An 18,502-nucleotide genomic window follows, 5' to 3' on the forward strand; every position below is an offset into this window, starting at 1 on the left:
TTCGGAGCAATCCGAAACCGGCCCTTGATCATTTTTGGGGACCAGTTGGGGACCAGCTGGAGGTCCGGCGTCCTTGACCGGGTCAGCGGGTCATGACGATGGGGCTCGGCAGTGAGCGCGGTGCGCGCAGCGCGCTGAAGTGGGCCGAGAGCGCCGCCCCGGCGGCCGTGATCTTGTGGACGTCCGGGTGAAGGTAGCGCTGGGTGGTGGTCAGTGAACCGTGGCCGGCGATTCTGCGGAGCACGTGTACTTGGACCCCGGCGTCGGCGAACCAGGTCAGTCCGGTGTGTCGGAGGTCGTGGCGGCGCAGATGCTCGTAGCCGAGCTTGGTGACCACGTCGTCCCAGTGTGTGGCGTCGCGCAGGACGGCGGTGGAGATGCGTCCGCCTCGCGGGCCCGTGAACAGGCGGGCGTCCGGATTGGGGCCGGCGGACAGGATGCGTTGCGCGACGAGGGGGCGGATCTCCTCGACGATGGGAACCTTGCGGGCCCGCTTGCCCTTGGTGCCCTTGTCGGTCAGCCCGCCGGGGGCGGGTGTGGTCTGACGGCGCACGGTCCAGATCCACTGGGTGGTGTCGATGTCTCCGATGCGGCAGCCTGAGATCTCTCCGATCCGTGCGGCGGTGCACGCGGCGAAGATGACCACGTCTCCCCAGCCGCGGTACTCGTCGTGGGAGGCGGCCACGAGTGCGTCGGCCAGTGCGACGAGTGTTTCCCAGTTGGGCAGGGCGAGTGCGCGTGGGTCGAGGAGTTCGTCCTCAGCCTGCTTGTAGAGTTTCTGCCAGCCGGTCACCCGGGCGGGGTTCACCTTGATGATGCCGTCGCGGACTGCCTGCTCCATGACGCGGACCAGGACGGCGATGGTGTTCTTGACCGTTGAGCGGCTGTGCTCGTCGGCGATCCAGTTCTGCACGGTGCGGTCGACAGCGCCGTTGGTGATCATCCGGACCGCGACGTGGCCCAGGGCGGGCACGACGCGCATCCGCCAGCCTGACAGGTAGGGGTCGAGTGTTTTCAGCTCCAGGCCGCGCAGGGCGAGGTCCATGTTCGCGTTGCCGTATTCGGCGAGCTTCATGGTGGCGAGCGACGGGGACAGCCCTGCCTCAGCCGCTTCGATGATGGACTGGAGCCACTCCTGCGCTTCATCCTCGTCAGCCTTTCCCTCCGACAGGGACAGGCGCCGCTTCGTAGCTGGGTCGAACCAGCGGACTCGGGCGCGGTACGGGTTGGGGCGATCAGGCCGGTACTCGATGTCGGTGGTGAGTCGGACACCGACCGGCACAATGGCCTTGTCGGTCATCATGCGACTCGGCGCGGGACGGTCCGGTGGCGACGCAGCCATTCTTCAACGTCGACCGCGCTGTACATGATGACGCGTTCCGAAACGGAGACGAACGGCGGGCCCTGGGGCGGCCGAGCGGTGCGCCAACGGCGCAGAGTCGAGGTGTTTACACGCAGGCAGTCGGCGAGGTCGCGCGTCGAGTACCAGGCATTGGCCAGGAGAAACGACTGGTTGTCATCTCGGACGAAAGGGGCACTGCCCTCATCCTTCGTGTGTGTCTGACGGTCTGTGTTGTCTGCTATCGGTTCGGTGGGCAAGGGCGGTGGATCTCCGGGGGGTATGGAGCACCAAAGGGGTACCGAAGAAGGCGGTCGGCGACAAGCGACGCGGTCCGCAGGTGGAGAACCATCGGTTCTGCATGCACAGAAGCGGTGAGTCCCTTCTGATGGAACTGATCCGCAGTGGTGCTCTGGGCAAACGGTGGACAACAATCGTCTGCAGAAGCGCCGGTTTGGCTAACCGGCGATGTTCGGCTATGTTGCCGCGTCGAGGTCGACCGCGACGGCTTCACCGCCCTCATGACCGACCAACGCGAACGCGCCCGTGCCGACGCCCGCGCCCGCAAGTCAGGCGGCACCACCGACACCACCGACACCACTGCCCTGCGCGCCCTGCTCGACGCCCACGGCCCCACCGACTGGCAAGCCTGGACGACCCTGACCACCGAGTCCCGCGTCCTAGGCATCCTCGGTCCGGCAGGCCCGATCCCGGTCGCCCGCGAGGGCGAGATCGTCACCGTCGTCCTGGACCGCTCATCGTTCTACGCCGAGTCCGGCGGCCAGGACAGCGACGCCGGACGCCTCTCGTCAGCCCACGCAGAGGCCGAAGTCCTCGATGTGCAGCGCCCGCTGCCCGGCCTGGTCGCCCACCAAGTCCGCGTCACCGCAGGTGAGATGGCGCCTGACGACCGCGTGGTCGCCGCGGTGGACCCGGAGTGGCGGCTCGGCGCCCGCCAGGCCCACTCCGGCACCCACGTCCTGCACGCCGCCCTGCGCGAGATCCTCGGACCGACCGCCCTCCAGTTCGGCTCCTACAACCGGCCCGGCCACCTGCGCCTCGACTTCCCCTGGCGCGGCGCACTGTCCCCGGCCGCGCGCAGCGAGATCGAGGAAGCCGCGAACCGTGCCCTGCGCAAGGACCTGACCGTCGGCGTGCGCTGGATGACGCTGCCCGAGGCCAAGGAGATCGGCGCGCTCGCCCTGTTCGACGAGACCTACGGCGAAAAGGTCCGCGTCGTCGAGATCGGTGGCGCCTGGTCACGCGAACTGTGCGGCGGCACCCACGTCGAGCACGCCTCGCAGATCGGCACCGTCGCCCTGGTCGGTGAGTCCTCCGTCGGCACGGGCATGCGACGCCTGGAGGCCGCCGTCGGCATCGAGGGCTTCAGCTACCTCGCCCGCGAACGCGACCTCGTCGCCGCTCTTGCCGCACAGGTGGGCGCGCCCCGCGCCGAACTTCCCGAGAAGATCGCCGCCCTCCTGGACCGCCTCAGGACCACCGACCGGGAGAACGCCCGCCTCAAGGACCGGGCCATCAGAGCGCGCGCCCGAGAACTCGCCGGCACCGCGACCGATGTCAACGGCGTGCAGACCGTCACCGCCACGGTCGAGGGCGGCGCGGAAGAGGCTCGCGCGCTGGCCACAGCCGTCCGTGACCTCCTGCCCGCCACCGTCCCAGGCACCGCGGCCGTCGCCACCACCACGGGAACCATGGTCATCGCCCTGAACCGGGCGGCCCGCGAGCGGCCTCGACGCCTCCGCGCTGATCAAGGCGCTCCTCGACGGACGAGGCGGTGGCTCCGCCGACCTCGCCCAGGGCGGCGGCCTGCCCGCCGACCGGGTCGCTGAGACACTGGGCTCGCTGCCGCAGGTGATCGCGGCGCACTGACGGTGCGGACAGTCGGCTCGGTCACCTGGATTCGGCCGTTGCCCCCCGCAGATATGATCCTCCCGGCCGTCATGCGCGAGAGTGCCGAATTCGCCCCTTGATGTCCGCTGCGGCGTCTCTGAGGCTCCGCGACGGTTCGTGGCGTGGTGCAAGTGCCGCGCCCGCTGACATCGCGCGCCTCTGACGGTGCCCGGGAAAGAAGCGAGGTATGGCAGTGATCTGCGTCGGCGGTATGATCGGCATCGGCAAGACGAGTGTGGCCGAACTGATCGCCAAGGAGCTGGGGAGCAAGGTCTTCTACGAGAGCGTGGACGACAATCCGATCCTGCCCCTCTTTTACACAGCAGGCCCCGAGGAGATAGCGGCGCGGCGCTACCCCTTCCTTCTCCAGCTCTACTTCCTGCAGACGCGGTTCGCCGCGATCAAAGAGGCGTACAAGCAGGACGACAACGTCCTCGACCGGTCGATCTACGAGGATTGGTACTTCGCCAAGGTCAACCACGACCTCGGCAGGATCAGTTCCCTGGAGATGCAGGTCTACGAGGGGCTGCTCGCGGAGATGATGCGCGAGATCGACGGCCTGCCCTACCGCAAGGCACCCGATCTCATGGTGTATCTCCGGGCGGACTTCGAGACGGTACTGCACCGCATCGGGCTACGGGGACGCGAGTTCGAGCAGGACCGGAGCCTCGTCGAGTACTACCGGACGCTGTGGTCCGGGTACGACGACTGGGTCCACGAGCAATACTCCGCCAGTGACGTCCTCGTGATCGACATGAACGACACCGATGTCGTTAACCGTCCCGAGGACGCGGAACGTGTGGTCCGGCAGGTCGCGGACGCCCTGGCACTGGCGAGGTCACGGCGCGCGTGACGCTTCCCGGTGGCCGCAAGCCGAGGTGTCGCCGTATGCCGTTCGGCCGGGACCCCGCCGCCGTGGGGCGGGGTGACATGATGGGCCGCGGACACGGGCGGCAGCGCCCCGAGGAAACCGGTGTGAATCCGGTGCGGTACCGCCACTGTGATCGGCGAGCGGATCCCGACGTGCCACTGCCCCGCGCGGGTGGGAAGGCCGGGACGAGCGCGGACCCGAGAGCCAGGAGACTCACGCTGTCGCCTCCTCGACGGACCCCGGGGCGGAACTCCTCGGCGAGAGGGAGGACGCGGCATGCTTGAACAGCCCGCCGAACAGAACGCGCTGACAGCGGACCGGGCGGTCCCGTGCCGGGTGGTGGTGTGCCGCGACTGCTGTTGCGGGACCGTGAAGGTCAACGCTGATCACGCGGCGCAGACCGCGCGGTTGCGGGAGATCGCCCCGGTGTGGATCTCCGAGTGCCTGGACGTGTGCGAACAGGCCAACGTCGTCGTCGTGCAGCCCTCGGCGGCCGGGCGGGCGGCAGGCGCCCGCCCTGTCTGGCTCGGGCTCGTCAACGACCCGGCTGCCACCGAGGACATAGCGGACTGGGTGCGGGCCGGCGGGCCGGGCGTCGCGGCCCGCCCCGAGATCCTCGACCTCTATCTGATCGATCCGCCGCGCCGCGTCGGGACATCGGCCTCATGACCGGAACCCGGGGCACGGCGGACGAAGTACCGGCGGACGAGGTCGTCGAGGCGCTGCGCGACATCGCACGGATGGGTGGCTTCTTCGCCCTCGACACGGTCCGGGGGCCCGCCTCCGGCGAAGTGCGGCTGACGCGGGAGGGGTTCGCCGCGCGGGCCAGGGCTGTCAACGAACACTACGCCACCGCTGAGACACGTGTCGGCGTCTCCATCGCCCACCTCGGACTCGCAGCCCGCCTGTGGTCGCCTGTCCTCGCCTGCGCCCTCGTCCACGGGATCGTGCCGGTGATGACCACCGCGGAATGGGCCGGTGAAGGCTCGGCCCTTCGATTGGCCGGACCGCTAGGCAGCCGCGCTCCGCGGCTGGTGCCGTCGCTCGCCGCTGCCGTGGGCGCGCAGGCCGACGGCGTTCTTCAGCGTGTGGAGAGCCGCCTGCCTGCGAAGATGGCGCCGCGGTTGCTCGCGGGAAACTCCGCTTCCGCGCTGGTCGGTTCCGCGACGCAGCTGCTGAGGGCCCGGCCCGGTCTGCGGGCGCCGCTCACCGAACTGACCCGGGGACTTCTGGAGACGGGACGGTTGGTCGGGACCGGCCGGATCATCGGCCCCGAGCTGACGTTCCGCCGCCGCAGCTGTTGTCTGTACTACCGGGCGCCGAACGGCTCGATGTGCGGAGACTGCTGCCTGGCTCGGTGACCGGTCACCGGGCCACTTCGGGCATCGGCACGTGCGCAGGAAGGAACGTCACCTGAGGTCGGCCCGTGCGGGGATGCACCGCGACCTCGGCGGTCACCTCGTACACCTCCGCGAGCAGGCGCGGAGTGAGCACCTCGTGCGCCGGTCCGGACGCCCCAACACCGCCGTGACGCAGAACGTACAGGCGACCGCAGTAGTGCGCGGCCAGGTTGGGGTCGTAGAGGGCGACGAGGACCGTCGCGGGCAGTCGGCACAGCGCGGTCAGGTTCTCCAACTACGGATCTTTTCGTAAGTTCGGTGGGTGTGGTGGCCGTGTGGGTGGGAGGCTGTCGGGGTGGCTTATCAACCTTCCCCTTTGATTGCCGGCCCCTCCCTTCCTCCTTTGTCGCGGCCTCAGTTGGCGGAGGCACGTCGTGTTCGGGCAGTCGAGTTGTTCGAGGACGGCGTCTCGAATGCGGAGATCCCGAGGGCGGTGGGGGTGTGTGCCCAGAGTGTGCGGCGTTGGCGGCGGATGTGGGAGCAGGACGGTGCTTCGGCCCTGCGGCGACGGGCAGCCACCGGACGCCCACCCGAGCTGGACGACACCCAGGCCGAGACGGTCCGGGCTGCGTTGGAGCAAGGTGCCCAGGCCCATGGTTTCGAGGCCGACCTGTGGACCCTGGAACGAGTCGGCGCGGTCGTCACCCGGGCAACGGGGGTGGTGTTGTCGAGGGCGTCGGTGTGGCGGCTGCTGACCGGCCGGCTCGGATGGAGCCTGCAACGGCCCGAGCGGCGGGCGGTCGAGCGGAACGAGTCGGAGATCGCCCGTTGGACCGCGCACGAGTGGCCACGCATCAAAAAGGGGCCATGAACACACGTGCCTGGATCGTCTTCCTCGACGAATCAGGCGTCTCCCTACTCCCTCGGATCCGCCGCACCTACTCGCCCCGAGGGCGGACTCCACTCCTGCGGCACCACCTGAACCGGAAGCGCACGTCGATGGCCGGAGCCTTGGGTTACCACTCCACCGACCCCCATCGCGGCGCGCGCCTGTGCTTCCACCTCAAGCCCGGCAGCTACGACACCGCCGGACTCATCGAGGTCCTGGAGCAGATGAAGATGTTCTACCGCGGCGAGCGAGTGGTCCTGGTCCGGGACGGCCTGTCCGCCCACTGGAGCCGGGCCATGCGGGCCTGGGTCGCCGAACAGGACTGGCTCACCCTGGAACGATCACCCGCCTACGCTCCCGAGCTGAACCCGGTGGAACCGCTGTGGTCCTCGCTCAAGAAGCGCGAACTCGCCAACCTCGCCGACGACCACCTCGCCGATGTCGCCGACGCTACCGAGCAAGGCATCCACCGCATCAACGCCAACCCCCGACTGCCATGGTCATTCCTCGCCCATACGGGCCTGACCATCCACCCACCACGCCCACTGAACTTACGAAGAGATCAGTAGTGCCGGATGTCACGGTGGTTGGTCGGTTCGTCCAGGACGAGCAGCGACGGCCCCTGGGCCAGGGCGCGGGCGATCAGCACCCGCTGCCGCTCACGCCGGAGAGCCGGTCGAAGGGGCCGTCGGCCAAGGCGACGGCGTCGACCAAGGCGAGTGTCGACTCGATCAGCGTGGCGTCCTCCGTCGTGTCGCCAGCAGGCGCTTGTGCGGGGTACGGCCCCATCGAGATGACTTCCCACACGCTCAGATCGAGGCCGGACGGGGTGTCCTGCACCACCGCGGCCAGTGTGCGAGCGACTCGGCGCGGGGCCGGCGACCAGATGTCGTCGCCGTCGACGCGGACCGTTCCGCTCTCCGGCCGCAGTACGCGGTAGACGGCGCGCAGCAGGCTGGACTTGCCACTGCCGTTCGGGCCGACGAGGCCGATCGTCTCGCCGGGACCGGCTGCGAGCGTGATGTCGTGGACCAGTCGCCGCGCGCCGGCTGTGAGCGTGACGCCCTCGCCGTGCAGTTCGGCCGCCGTCATGCCGCGCCTCCCGCTTGCGTGCGTCGCGCCGCATCAGCCACAGGAAGAACGGCCCTCCGCACAGGGTGGTGGGGACGCCGACCGGGATCTCCTGCGGTGCCGTCACAGTCCGCGCCGCGATGTCCGCCAGGCCCAGGAAGGACGCACCCCCCCCAGCGCGGCGGCCGGCAGCACACGCCGGCGATCGCTACCCACGAGCAGCCGCACGATGTGGGGCAGCATCAGGCCGACGAAGCCGATCGGCCCGGCAGCGGCCACCAGCACTCCAGTGACCAGCGAGATGAGCACAAACACCCGGGCCCTGAACCGTGCGATGCCCAGGCCCAGGATGGCGGCGGCCTTCGCCCCGGCGAGCAGCAGGTTCAGATTCGGGGCCTGCACCATGAGCACGGCGATGCCGAGCAGTAGCGCCAGTCCCGGCAGCCACAGCGAACCCCAGGACACACCGCCCAGGCCATCCAGCGTCCAGGCGAGGACGGTGCGCGCCTCGTTGCTGTTGTCCGTCGTCAGCAGCAGGAGGTTCAGCAGCGCGCTGAGCACCGATGCCACCGCGAGCCCGGTCGGGATGAGCCGCAGGAAGGTGATGCGGCCGCCGGTGCGGGCGGCGGCGTAGACGAGCACGAGCGCGCCGAGCGCTCCCGCGAATGCGGCCGCCGACAGGGACACCGCTCCGAAGAGACTCACCCCGAACAGGATGACCGCGACCGCGTCGAGCGAGGCGCCGGAGGAGACTCCGAGGAGGTAGGGCTCGGCGAGCGCGTTGCGCACCAGGGCCCGGAGCGCCGTACCGACGACGGCGAGGCCCGCCCCGGTGACCGCGCCGAGCAGGATGCGAGGCCCGCGCACGTCGACGACGATCGTCTCCCACGCCCGGGTCCAGGGGGATCCGACCGGTCGGCGCCGAGCGCGTGCTCATGATGCCCCACACCTGGCCAGGCGGCACGTGCACCGAGCCGAGGGCGAGCCCGGCGGTCAGGGAGGCGGCCAGGAGCACGGTGAGCGCGACCAGGGTGACGGCGAACGCGGGCCCGGCGGCGCGGTCTCGATGCGGCAGCGGCCATGACGGACGGCGTCACTGGAAGTTGTCCGGGTGCAGCCCGCGCGCCAGGTCGCCCACCGCGTCCGCCGACGAGGGTGTCGGTCAACGGCACCCTTCGCCGCCCAGGCCCCCGCCTTCGGGGAGTCGGCGGAGGTGGCGGACGAGCCGCAGCCTGCGGTCAGCAGGATCGCCGACAGCGCGGTGATGGCCGCGGCGACGCGTGCCGGGCGGCGCCCGTGGGAGGCCACCGACAGCAGGGGGAACGAGAAAAGGGGACGGTTGTGACCGTCGTGCATGAGAAGCGTCCTGTGAAGTCCGCGCTCCTCGGATCAGGCCCGCGGCAGGTCAGCGACCTGACTTCCGCGCACGCCCGGTGGGACGTGCGCGGTCACATTGGCGGGACCGTGCCGGACTCACACCGGCTTCCTGGCTCCTGCCGCGGCTTTGACCTAGTGATCGTCCGTAATGACCAGGTAAACGAGAAAAACCGGGCCGGACCCCGGTCAGGCGCCCCAGCGCAGGGCGATCGTGTCGCCAACACCGATTGCCCTGCCGCGGGTGGCATCGGCGAAGGCCGCGCCGTCCACGCTGACCTTCCAGATGTCGGAGCCGCTGTTGGCCTTGCCGTTGAGTGACGTGATCTGGCCGGTGCCCGAGGAGGGCGTGACACCGCTGACGCAGCCGGACGGGGTCGACGTACCGGAGGCGGCGTCAAGGACCGCGCCGAGCGTGGTGGTGGTGCCGGTCGCCGTGACGGCGGCGGAGCAGACCTTGAGGGTGCCGGAGCCGTCGTCCACGGTCACGGCGAACGTGGCGGAGCTGCCCGATGTGAGCGACGACTGGCCGACCCACTGAGGGGCGCCGGACGTCACCGGGGCGGGCGGGGCCGCGGTGAAGCCGCCGCCGGCGACGGCGCGCAGACCGTCGATGGACGCGTACGCCTGCGGTGCGGTGTCGCTGGGCAGGTATTTGAAGCCGCCGCCGGGGTTGAACTGCTGGCTGATCAGGAAGTCGACGGGGGTCTTGCCCTTGGAGGCGAGGAAGTCGCCCGTCTGCGGTTTGATGCCGCAGGCGTTGAGCCCGGAGACGGCCCAGCCGTTGGAGTCCGTGTTGACGCCGAACATGGCGTCGAAAGCACCGGAGTTGGCGATCAGCTTGCTCTTGAGGAAGGTCTTCGCCTGGACGATGTCGGTGTCGGTGTTCGGTACGCCGGAGACGCACAGGGCGGCCATCGCCGCGCCGGTCATGTCGATGTCGCTGACCGCGGCGAGCTGGCCGGAGTCGCCTTCGGCCTTGCTGTAGTTCCAGCCGCCGAGTGCATGACGGATCTGGTTGAGCGGCTGGTGCCGGACGAGTTGTGGGTGCTGTTTCGGCGGGTGGTGCCGCCGACGGAGGTAAAGCGTCCGCAGGGTGGGGGTCGGCGTCGGGCGGGTGACCGTGAGGCCCTGGCCGCGATCGTGTTCGTGGCGACGTCAGGCTGCACGTGGAGGCAGTTGCCTCCGGTGTTCGGTCCGTGCTGGCAGACGGTGTACCGACGTTTCGCCCAGTGGAGCCGGGACCGGGTCTGGGCGAGGCTCCACCGTGTCGTCCTCGACGAACTCGGCGCCCGTGGCGAGCTCGACTGGTCCCGGTGCGCCATCGACTCCGTGAGCCTCCGGGCCGTAAAAGGGGGCCACTGACGGGACCGAATCCGACCGACCGCGGCAAGGCGGGATCGAAAATCCACCTGATTGTTGACCGGAACGGACTGCCGCTGTCGCCGGGTGTCTCCGGCGCAAACATGCACGACAGCCTCGGCCTCCAGCCGCTCGTGCGCGGGATCCCGCCCATCCGATCCCGGCGAGGCCCACGCCGCCGAAGGCCCGACAGGCTCCACGCGGACAAGGGCTATGACTACGACCACCTGCGCCGATGGCTCCGCAAGCGCGGCATCCGGCACCGCATCGCCCGCAAGGGCATCGAGTCCTCACAGCGACTCGGACGCCACCGCTGGGTGGTCGAGCGGACGGTGTCCTGGATGGCCGGCTGCCGACGTCTGCACCGCCGCTACGAACGCAAGGCCGAACACTTCCTCGCCTTCGTCGGCATAGCCGCCGTACTCATCTGCCATCGCCGCTTCACACGCAGTTGACGGCCTAAAACATTTCAGACAGGGCGCTTGCGATCCAGAAAAGCCCGACCAGAACCGCTCCTCCTCCCACCAGACGAAACGTCCCAGCCGTAGCGCTTCCCATCGAAACGCGGCAGGAATAGTAGGAAAAGATCCGATCTGCGAGGTTCCACAGGTTCGCCACGAGGCAGATCCCGAAGCCCGCCACGACGGCTCCAACCATGACAGCAAACATCAGCCACTCTTCCCACGCTCACGCGTTCAGATGAGTATGCATCTTCATACCCCGCTGCCCTGAGCAGCCCCCACACGACGAACCGATCGCTTGCCCTCATTCAAGCCGTGCCGCCATAAGAAACGACCTCTAAAAGCCGAGTTGACGCAGATGGGAACCTGTGGGCGGCAGATCTATGAGGGTTGGCAGGCCAAGGAACTCTTGCGCGATCTGCTCTGTCTCACCGCCAAGCACGCCCACATCCTCCCCGACCATTCCGCGATCTCCGCCGCTTGCTACCGCTTCCAGCGTTTCTGCGTAGACCGCCCTCACCTGCCCGAACTGATCACCCTCGCCGAGACCCCTCGACCAGTGGTGGGACGGCATCGAGGCCTGCGTGATCACCGGAAAACCAACGCCGCGAGCTAAGGCAACAACCGCCTCACCAAGCTCGAAGCCCGCAGCGCCTTGGGCTTCCGCAACCGCGAGCACCAGCGCCTACGGTCATGCTGCGCAACCACCAGGCGGAGTCGCGGAGAGGCGAAGTCCGGTTAAATTCGAGACCCGTTATGGCGTCACCCCGAAGCGAATACCTCAGTTGGCACCGCAGGGTCGTGAGCACTCGCACACGACCCTGCGGCGAAATTTCCTCAGGCAGCGTCGCTATTCCCGAGGACTCCCGGCCCACTCGGCGGGGTCGAAAAAGATTACGATGGAGTGAGGGGGGTCCCCTTCCACGCCAATCTTAACTTTCCATATCCCTGGTGCCGGAATCGCTACGGTTTTCTCGTCGGGCTCCGTGGGGACAACGACGCACAGCGATGACGAATTGAAATGCATCACGCCGTCGAAGACGAGACGAAGACCGGGAATGTCTGGCTCGCCCACTCGGACAGCAACCGCGACATCCCCATCCGTATCGGTCTGACTCGCGACGAAGATATGCCCAGGAGTGGAAACCACCGCTTCCTGGCCAGTCTCCACGTATGGATGGTCCGCAGTCTCGAAATCGCGAATCGAGATCAACCCGAACTGGGTCGGAATGGTATCGGACCAGAGTAGTTCGCTCATTTCTTCACCTCGTCATCAGGGTGCCACATACTGACCGTTTTCGAATCGCACGTTGATCACGATAACGAGGAACTGATCGCCGGCCTTCATCTTGTTGGATGTGTAGAACCCGGACAGGTCGCCCCCTTGCTTGTGCTGCTCCGGTACCGGAACGCCTCGGGTCTGAGATCCCACGCCACCTTCACGTGTGGTGGCGAATGGGTACTCGTCACAGCTCCCCGGCCCCCGCCAAGCAGACGTGCATCCGGCGAGTTCTCGATTCGCATCTCGCAGTTTTCTACCGCCACCATTGTAGGTCAAGAGCATCGGGTGGCCCTTGGCTTGCGCCGAGATGTCGTTGATGGCGATCTCGGGGGTCCGCTTCCCATCAACGATGAACAATGGCTTTTCCGAGCACTGAGAGATGCTGAGGCCCGTAGTTTCCTGACATTGATCGACGGCGGTGGACCATTGATTGATCGTCAGGTTACCCGGCTTGGTGAACCGCTTGAGCGTGCCTTCAGCATCAAACTCCTTCTCTATTCCGCCAAACAACCCCAGGATGCCCGGGAGGCGGAATTTCGGTAGTGGAGGTAGTTGCGGCCCGTTTCCTGTCGTCTTCAGAGGTGCCGGTTCTGGGCCCATTTTGAAGGTGACCTTGGACGTCGTGCTGTTCCGGGTCTGGGTGACTACCGTGGTGAGGGTGCCGTTTACGCCCTTGTAATTGCCCGTTTGTGTGTAGGTCTTGGTGTAGCTCCAGTCCCAGCCGCCCTTGTCATTGAGCGTCCAGGTCTCGGTACCACCGTTGCAGGAGCTGGAGGCACCGCCGCACGCGCCGTCGGGGCGGAGTCCGGTGGGGTCGGACTTGGTGACGGGGGTGTTGTTGGCGTAGGCGTAGCCGTTGAGGGACTCGTGGTCGTCGCGGGCGAGGACGGGGTCGATGGAGAGGAAGCGTCCGGTGGACGGGTCGTACTCGCGGGCGCCGACGTGGGTGAGTCCGGTGTCGGCGTCGGCTGGTTTGCCGAGGAATCCCTTGTCATCTGGCCAGGCCGACGGTGCCGTTCCGCGGCTCTCGCCGAAGGGCTTGGTGTAGCGGCGGGTTATGGCCTGGGTGGTGGCGTCTACCGTCATCGAAGCGGTGCCGTGGTGGTCGTCGACCATCCAGGACAGGCCGGTCTCGGTGCGGACGGCGGTGGCGTCGCCGGCCGGGTAGTAGCGCTGGGCGGTGAACTTCTTGGCGGCCGTGTCGTAGTGGAGTTCCTGACTGCCCAGGTAGAGGACGGTCTTGACGGGGCCACGCCGGACCAGGAGTTCGCCGTTGGCATCGTAGAGGTAGTCGGTGTTCTTGGTGCCTTCGGTGAGGCGGGTGAGTTCTCCTTCGATGTCCCAGGTGAGGCTCTGCGCGGCGCCGGTGGGGCTGTAGCGCTTTGTGGTGTTGCCCTGCTCGTCGTAGGTGTAGGTCTTGGCGGTGCCACTGTTGACGGTGACGGAGGTCAGGGTGTGGGGCTGTCCGGTGCCGGAGGCGTTGACAGCGGGGTAGCCGTAGCCGGTCTTGGTGTCGCCGGTGGCCTTGTGCTCGGTCTGGGTGTCGCGTAGGCCGCCGGGCTTGTAGGTCCAGCTGGTCCAGTACGGGGCTGGCCCGCCGAGGGCGGACGCCGCGCGGGCGGTGGTGCAGTCGTTGGAGGACGGGGTCCAGGCTTCGGTCAGACGGCGGTAGCCGTCGTAGGCGAAGCACTGGGTGTCCTTGCCGTTGGCGTTGTCGGTGATCGACTTGACGTTGCCAGCGGCGTCGTAGACGTAGTCGGAGTCGCTGGTGTTGCCGGTGTTGGTCTGGTCGACCGTGTGGGTGTTGGCCAGGCGGCGGGTGCCGTCCTCGTAACGGTTGAGGATCTGGAGCTGCTTGGCACCGGTGGAGGTGCCCAGGCGGGTCTCCTCAATCTCGCCGTACGGTGAGTAGCCGATGTTCTGGACGTAGTCGGTCATGCCGTCGGAGCCGGTGAGCATGCCGAGGCCGTTGTACTTGTTGGCCACGGACTCGGCGGGAAGGCCTGCCACTGCGGGCAGCGAGGTGGACTGGACGGTGCCGTCCATGTTGTAGGCGGTGGAGGTGGTGAACGTCTGCGGCGCACCGGCGACGGCGACCAGGGCGTCGGTGGCGGCGATGACCGTCTTGGTGCCCTTCGGGCGGCCGAGTGCGTCGTAGCCGGTGACGACCTGGGAGTAGATCTTTCCGGTGGTGCCGCCGACGTAGCGGATCGAGGCGGTCGGCTGTCCCTTGGCCAGGGAGTCGTAGGTGAACTTGGTCAGCTGGTGGGCGTTGTCCTTCACCCCGTCCCAGGTGCCGGTCTTGCGGCCGAGCTCGTCGTAGTCGGTGATCAGGGTGCGGGACACGCCGTTGAGGGTCGTGGCGACGGTCAGTGGCTGGTCGGCGTCGTTGTAGGTGGTGTCGACACGGCTCCTGTCGGGGTCGGTGGAGGTGGTCTCGCGGCCGCGCAGGTCGTAGCCGTACGTCCAGACTGCCCCGTCCGGACCGGTCATCTTCTTGAGCTGGCTGCCGGGGGTGTACTCGTACAGGGTGCGGGTGTAGTCGCTGCCGGTCGGGACGGGTCCGCTGTACTCACGGCGCTCGGTGATCCGGCCGCGGGCGTCGATAATCGTCATGGTGCCGGTGCCGCCCTCGGCGGCGGTGACAGTTGTGCGATCGCCCTGCTGGTCGGTTTTGGTGCGCCACTTCTCCTGGTCGTAGACCCGGAAGATCGCGTCGGTGGCGCGGCCGGCGGCGTCGAAGACCGTCTCGGTGGAGGCGGGGGTGGAGCCGGGGTAGGTGTTGGCCAGGGTGCCTGAGGGGGCATTGTTGTCGTGGATCTGGCTGTTGGAGATGTATGCCAGGCCGCGGTCGTCGTAGAGGGTTTCGGAGATCACCCGGCCGCCGTTGGGCGCGGGGACCTGCTTCTGGCGGGACCGCAGCAGGCTGTCGAGGATCTCGTAGGAGGAGTTGTAGGTCTTGCCGTCGGCCTTGAGTGCGTCGGTGCGGACCCAAGTCTCCTTGTCGTTGTTGATGCTGTAGGCGTAGACAATGCTGGCTGCGTCGCCGAGCGTGCGGGAGCGGTCCGGCTTCCAGAGTGACCGCAGGCGGCCAAGCGCGTCGAAGGACCACTCGGTGACATTGCCGTTGGCGTCGGTGGACTTGGTGGCCGTGCCCCAAGCCGGGTCCACCTCGGTGGTGGAGGTGTAGAGCTTGGGGTCGATAGAGGTCTTGGACGCCAGCGGGCCGTAGCCGGTGTCGTCGGGGACGTAGGTGGTCCTGACCGTGCTGTTGACGGAGTTGGTCGCAGTGAGCGGGCGGCCCAGCTTGTCGTAGGTGGAGCCGGAGACCTGCTGGTAGACGGGCTTCTTGTCGAGCTCGCCGTAGCTCGCGACCCGGTAGGAGGCGGTGATTTCGCCCTTGGTGGGCGCGACCCCGACCGCCTGGCCGTCGTAGGCCATGGTGATATCGGAGACGACGTCGTCGGGGATCACCGGGGTGGTCGTGCAGGCAACCGAGTAGGACTCGGTGCGCGAGACCGCGTTCACCAGCCAGGCCGAGGTGTTGCGGGCGTAGGTGGTCCGCACGCAGGACTCGTCGCCGGTCTTGGCGATGTCGCCGGTGTCCTCCACGGTGATCGGCATGCCGTACGTGGTGTCGTACGTGGTCTTCTGCTTGACCGTGCGGGTGCCGGTGGAGGTCTTGGTGCGGGTGGTGGTCTCGTCGGCCTGGACGATCCAGGAGTCGGTGGTGCCCCAGCTGTAGGTGTGGCTGCCGGTCTTGCGGGACCAAGGGTTGTTGATGGTGCCGCTGACTTCTTCGGCGCCGTTGTAGGCGATGGTCTCGCGGACGAAGCCGGCGTACTGGCGGGAGTCGTCGATCGCGGTGCCGGTGGAATCGGTGACCTTCTCCACGCGTGCGGTGCCGTCGAGTTCCTTCTCGCCGTTCAGTCCGCGCATGTAGAGCGTGGACTTCTTACTGCGCGGGCCTTCGGAGTCGCCGGAGGTCTCCACGACCTTGCCGTAACCGCGCCACTGCGACCAGGTGCGGTTGGAGGCCTTGGTCAGTCCCTCGTCGTCGGAGTACGCCCAGCCGGCGCCGCCCTGGTAGTCGTAGTACCTCTCGCCGGTGTCGCCGTGGCCGTAGGGGTCGTCCTGGAAGACGGAGGTGACCACGTACTTGTGGAACCAGTCGGTGACCGGGGTCGCCCCGGACTGGGACCACTTGACCGGGAAGCAGCGGCGGGCGTTCTTGTCGACGTCCGCCGGCATGCTGGTGCCCCAGATGCAGTCTGGGTCGGAGTAGTTGGCGGTGAGGGTGGAGCCGGTCTCGGACTTGATTTTGCGAACGCGCCACTTGATGTAGCGCAGGGTGTCCGGACCGCTGCCCTCGACGTGGTTAGGCAGTTGCATGCCGTCGAAGGTGACCGGCGGCATGGCGGCCGTGGTGGTGTTGGCCTTGCCGGTGTTCTGGATGGACTTCAGCCACAGGCTGGCGGAGGAGGCGTCGCCGGTGTCGGGGAAGTCCTGTTCCAGGTGCCAGGTGTCCACGTCTCTGCGGGTGGTGCCGGTGCCGGTCCACACCGAGGTGGTGATGTCTGTGAGGCGCTTGCGGGTGAAGAAGGCCGGGCCGATCTGGGTGGTGCACTTGGTGCCCGACGCGCAGATCATGTCAAATGGCACGTCGGGCCAGTTGGCCTTGGTGGTTGCCGTCAGGCTGGAGCAGCCACCCGAGGTGACGCAGCGCTCGGCGTAGGTGAAGCGGACCTGCTGGGCGGCGGGCTTGGAGTAGATCAGGTCGCTGCGCAGGCCGTAGTCGATGCGGTCGAGGTAGCCGCCGCGGGTGTAGCCGGTGCCGTTGACAGTGGTGTCGGCGTTCTTGGAGTAGTAGTTCGTCTCCTTGCTGTACCAGTAGGTGGAGGCGTTGTCGTGGGTGTCGACGACGTAGTCCAGGTTCCAGCGCCATGCCTGGTTGCAGGCGGAGTCGGCGAAGCCGGTGGACTTGTAGCAGGGCTCTCCGGGGTCGTCGCCGAAGACCGGGACGGTCCACACGGAGTTGGTGACGGGGTCGTCGTCGGTGGTGTCGGTGGTGCCCTTGTCGCTCCATTCGGGCAGCCGGTGCTGGCCGAAGAAGTACTGGGTGCCGGACGGGTCCGTGACCTTCCAGTACTCGGTGTTGTCGTCGCCGTTGCCGGTGGCGCCGGTCAGGTGCTCAACCCGGGAGCCATCCTCGTTCTTCAGCTTCCACGAACCGCCGGACGCCTGCGAGAGGGCCGCGGTGTCGCAGGCCGCCTTGTCGGCACAAGTGTTGACCAGCTCGACGGCCTTGCCGTTGAGAACCAGTGTGGCATTTGCGTACTTCCAGCAGAGGTCCCCCTTGCCGGACTGGCCGTCGTCCTTGCAGGAGCCGTACTTGCGCTCGATGTAGGACTCGGTAATCGAGAAGCCTTCGCCGACCACCGAGGTCTGGTTGTTCTCCCCAGCTGTGCGGCCGTCCACGGATGCGGAGTTGTAGGAGATGGCCAGGTTCGGGGACGGGCCGGCCGTGGCCGGGGGAACCCGCAGCGGGTAGTTCCAGGTGAAGTCACCCGTACTGCCACCGGCCTCCCAGGTGGCGGTCGGGGACAGCGGAGTGGAGGCGTAGTCACCCCCACCGCCCGAGCTGTCGGCTGCTGCCGCCAGCAGCATCGGGGCACCGGCAGCGAGTGCGCGGGCGGAGACGGTACCCGTCAGCCTCTGCGATCCGGTGTCGTTGCTCGCGCCGGCTACTAGCTGCTGAGTGCGGCAGGACTCCTTCTCGGGGGTGGTCAGTGCACACGCCGGGAGCGTCACCAGGCGCAGGCGGGGGCCGAAGTTGCCACCGTAGACGTCGTTGAAGGTGGAGTAGTCCAGAGATACCCGGAGCCTGTCGGTATCTCCGGCAGCTCCGTCGGAGGGATCAACGGTGAGCAGGATCCCGTTGACACCTGCCTTCTTCGCGGCAGCCTGGGAGTGGACCCTGAGCGCCACCTCTTCGGCGGGGCCGGTAGCCACCGCTTCCGTCTTGGTCTTGGCCGACTTGGCTGCCGGGGCGGTGGGCTCCTGGGCCAGCTCCACGCCGAGTCCACCGACCGTGACGGCGGTCCCCGTGCTGGTCGCGGGGACCTTTGCGGTGGCCTTTCCAGCCTCCGGCCACGCGGCACTGTTCAGCCGCGCGCGGGTCTTGCTTGAGGCGGAGGCGGCCTTGTTCTTCGGGGTCTTGGACGCGCCGGGCTTGAACCTGCCTACCTTGTCGATCTTCGCCTCGGGCTGGTCCTCCAGCTGCTTTCGGGCTGTCGCGGTCTGGGCCTGGGCGGCGAAGTCGTACCCCGAGGGAATCACAACTTGCGGAAGGACAGAGAGGGAGACGACGAGGGCACCGCGGCCGAGCCAGCGGCGTATGACCGCCCCTGGCAAGCGCTTACGGAAGGGTGGCGAGGACACAGTTACTCTCCGTGTTCGATGATGGATGGGAAACGCTCCGGCAACGGCATCGGCGCCGCGAGCGCTGCCTTTGGCGCGCGCCCGTCAAGGCGTGCGTGCTACGGGAGACTTGGAGAAGTGCGAGACGGCCCGGGCGTCGGCATCAGCAGCACCCGGGCCTG

At 67.8% G+C, this 18,502-nt stretch carries 12 protein-coding genes, 4 pseudogenes and 2 riboswitches; of the genes and pseudogenes, 7 read left to right on the forward strand and 9 right to left on the reverse strand.

Translation table 11 applies throughout. From position 1 onward, the window contains the following. Positions 1 to 82 precede the first annotated feature (82 nt). Together ACFYY1_RS26385 and ACFYY1_RS26390 are read right to left on the reverse strand one after the other, a co-directional pair. The gene (locus ACFYY1_RS26385) at positions 83 to 1,300 is read right to left on the reverse strand and encodes a tyrosine-type recombinase/integrase (RefSeq protein ID WP_388590129.1); all 1,218 of its coding nucleotides are present in this window, start codon (positions 1,298 to 1,300) and stop codon (positions 83 to 85) included. Next, the gene (locus tag ACFYY1_RS26390) at positions 1,300 to 1,773 is read right to left on the reverse strand and encodes a helix-turn-helix domain-containing protein (protein ID WP_388589965.1); all 474 of its coding nucleotides are present in this window, start codon (positions 1,771 to 1,773) and stop codon (positions 1,300 to 1,302) included. The genes ACFYY1_RS26385 and ACFYY1_RS26390 overlap by 1 nt, the downstream gene beginning before the upstream one ends. Positions 1,774 to 1,788: 15 nt before the next feature. On the opposite strand from ACFYY1_RS26390, the pseudogene ACFYY1_RS26395 reads away from it, so the two are divergent. From ACFYY1_RS26395 to ACFYY1_RS26410, 4 genes and pseudogenes are all read left to right on the forward strand, one after another. Next, positions 1,789 to 3,229, forward strand: a pseudogene (locus ACFYY1_RS26395) (alanine--tRNA ligase-related protein); the annotation flags it as partial. Between the two features lie 208 nt (positions 3,230 to 3,437). Beyond that, complete coding sequence (locus ACFYY1_RS26400; RefSeq protein WP_388589968.1) at positions 3,438 to 4,103, forward strand: deoxynucleoside kinase; 666 nt, start codon at positions 3,438 to 3,440, stop codon at positions 4,101 to 4,103. 110 nt (positions 4,104 to 4,213) lie between these two features. After that, a riboswitch (cobalamin riboswitch) is annotated at positions 4,214 to 4,336 on the forward strand. Positions 4,337 to 4,397: 61 nt separating this feature from the next. Continuing rightward, on the forward strand, positions 4,398 to 4,790 hold the full coding sequence (locus tag ACFYY1_RS26405) for a (2Fe-2S) ferredoxin domain-containing protein (RefSeq protein ID WP_388589971.1): 393 nt from the start codon (positions 4,398 to 4,400) through the stop codon (positions 4,788 to 4,790). Further along, the gene (locus ACFYY1_RS26410; RefSeq protein ID WP_388589975.1) at positions 4,787 to 5,482 is read left to right on the forward strand and encodes a (2Fe-2S)-binding protein; all 696 of its coding nucleotides are present in this window, start codon (positions 4,787 to 4,789) and stop codon (positions 5,480 to 5,482) included. Before ACFYY1_RS26405 ends, ACFYY1_RS26410 begins: the two co-directional genes overlap by 4 nt. A 4-nt stretch (positions 5,483 to 5,486) precedes the next feature. Here the strand turns inward: ACFYY1_RS26410 and ACFYY1_RS26415 are convergent. Further along, positions 5,487 to 5,756: pseudogene (locus tag ACFYY1_RS26415) on the reverse strand (histidinol phosphatase); the annotation flags it as partial. 60 nt (positions 5,757 to 5,816) lie between these two features. Here ACFYY1_RS26415 and ACFYY1_RS26420 point away from each other — a divergent pair. Both ACFYY1_RS26420 and ACFYY1_RS26425 read left to right on the forward strand, forming a co-directional pair. Continuing rightward, on the forward strand, positions 5,817 to 6,332 hold the full coding sequence (locus tag ACFYY1_RS26420) for a winged helix-turn-helix domain-containing protein (protein WP_388589978.1): 516 nt from the start codon (positions 5,817 to 5,819) through the stop codon (positions 6,330 to 6,332). Beyond that, positions 6,329 to 6,919: a transposase gene (locus tag ACFYY1_RS26425; protein WP_388589981.1), complete on the forward strand. Its 591-nt coding sequence runs from the start codon at positions 6,329 to 6,331 to the stop codon at positions 6,917 to 6,919. Before ACFYY1_RS26420 ends, ACFYY1_RS26425 begins: the two co-directional genes overlap by 4 nt. A 73-nt stretch (positions 6,920 to 6,992) precedes the next feature. Here ACFYY1_RS26425 and ACFYY1_RS26430 read toward each other — a convergent pair whose 3' ends face one another. The 3 genes and pseudogenes from ACFYY1_RS26430 to ACFYY1_RS26440 all read right to left on the reverse strand — a co-directional run. Then, entirely contained in the window at positions 6,993 to 7,442 is a 450-nt protein-coding gene (locus ACFYY1_RS26430; RefSeq protein WP_388589984.1) for an ATP-binding cassette domain-containing protein, read from the reverse strand. Position 7,443: 1 nt separating this feature from the next. Continuing rightward, positions 7,444 to 8,496 (reverse strand): annotated as a pseudogene (locus ACFYY1_RS26435) (FecCD family ABC transporter permease); the annotation flags it as partial. Positions 8,497 to 8,806: 310 nt separating this feature from the next. After that, a riboswitch (cobalamin riboswitch) is annotated at positions 8,807 to 8,949 on the reverse strand. Between the two features lie 35 nt (positions 8,950 to 8,984). Further along, positions 8,985 to 9,803 (reverse strand): annotated as a pseudogene (locus tag ACFYY1_RS26440) (hypothetical protein); the annotation flags it as partial. Between ACFYY1_RS26440 and ACFYY1_RS26445 the strand changes: the two are divergent. Next, positions 9,801 to 10,612 (forward strand): IS5 family transposase gene (locus ACFYY1_RS26445; RefSeq protein ID WP_388589987.1). Its coding sequence is split into 2 segments (ribosomal slippage): positions 9,801 to 10,134 and positions 10,134 to 10,612, totalling 813 coding nucleotides; the frame shifts between segments, so codons are not numbered across the junction. The pseudogene ACFYY1_RS26440 and the gene ACFYY1_RS26445 overlap by 3 nt on opposite strands. Before the next feature lie 343 nt (positions 10,613 to 10,955). Here ACFYY1_RS26445 and ACFYY1_RS26450 read toward each other — a convergent pair. The 3 genes from ACFYY1_RS26450 to ACFYY1_RS26460 form a co-directional block, all read right to left on the reverse strand. After that, entirely contained in the window at positions 10,956 to 11,297 is a 342-nt protein-coding gene (locus ACFYY1_RS26450) for a hypothetical protein (protein WP_388589990.1), read from the reverse strand. 171 nt (positions 11,298 to 11,468) lie between these two features. After that, positions 11,469 to 11,876 (reverse strand): hypothetical protein, encoded by a 408-nt coding sequence (locus tag ACFYY1_RS26455; RefSeq protein ID WP_388589993.1) that lies wholly within the window; start codon positions 11,874 to 11,876, stop codon positions 11,469 to 11,471. 15 nt (positions 11,877 to 11,891) lie between these two features. Then, positions 11,892 to 18,299 (reverse strand): RHS repeat-associated core domain-containing protein, encoded by a 6,408-nt coding sequence (locus ACFYY1_RS26460; RefSeq protein ID WP_388590131.1) that lies wholly within the window; start codon positions 18,297 to 18,299, stop codon positions 11,892 to 11,894. Positions 18,300 to 18,502: the final 203 nt, after the last annotated feature.

The organism is Streptomyces sp. NPDC001890 (assembly GCF_042891445.1).
In the GTDB taxonomy this organism is placed as follows: Bacteria; Actinomycetota; Actinomycetes; order Streptomycetales; family Streptomycetaceae; genus Streptomyces.

Excerpts from the sequence above, each read along its gene's own strand:
- ACFYY1_RS26425 (WP_388589981.1), top strand. The coding sequence starts at position 6,329 with ATGAACACACGTGCCTGGATCGTCTTCCTCGACGAATCAGGCGTCTCC.
- ACFYY1_RS26400 (WP_388589968.1), top strand. The coding sequence starts at position 3,438 with ATGGCAGTGATCTGCGTCGGCGGTATGATCGGCATCGGCAAGACGAGT.
- ACFYY1_RS26385 (WP_388590129.1), bottom strand. The coding sequence starts at position 1,300 with ATGACCGACAAGGCCATTGTGCCGGTCGGTGTCCGACTCACCACCGAC.
- ACFYY1_RS26430 (WP_388589984.1), bottom strand. The coding sequence starts at position 7,442 with ATGACGGCGGCCGAACTGCACGGCGAGGGCGTCACGCTCACAGCCGGC.
- ACFYY1_RS26410 (WP_388589975.1), top strand. The coding sequence starts at position 4,787 with ATGACCGGAACCCGGGGCACGGCGGACGAAGTACCGGCGGACGAGGTC.
- ACFYY1_RS26405 (WP_388589971.1), top strand. The coding sequence starts at position 4,398 with ATGCTTGAACAGCCCGCCGAACAGAACGCGCTGACAGCGGACCGGGCG.
- ACFYY1_RS26455 (WP_388589993.1), bottom strand. The coding sequence starts at position 11,876 with ATGAGCGAACTACTCTGGTCCGATACCATTCCGACCCAGTTCGGGTTG.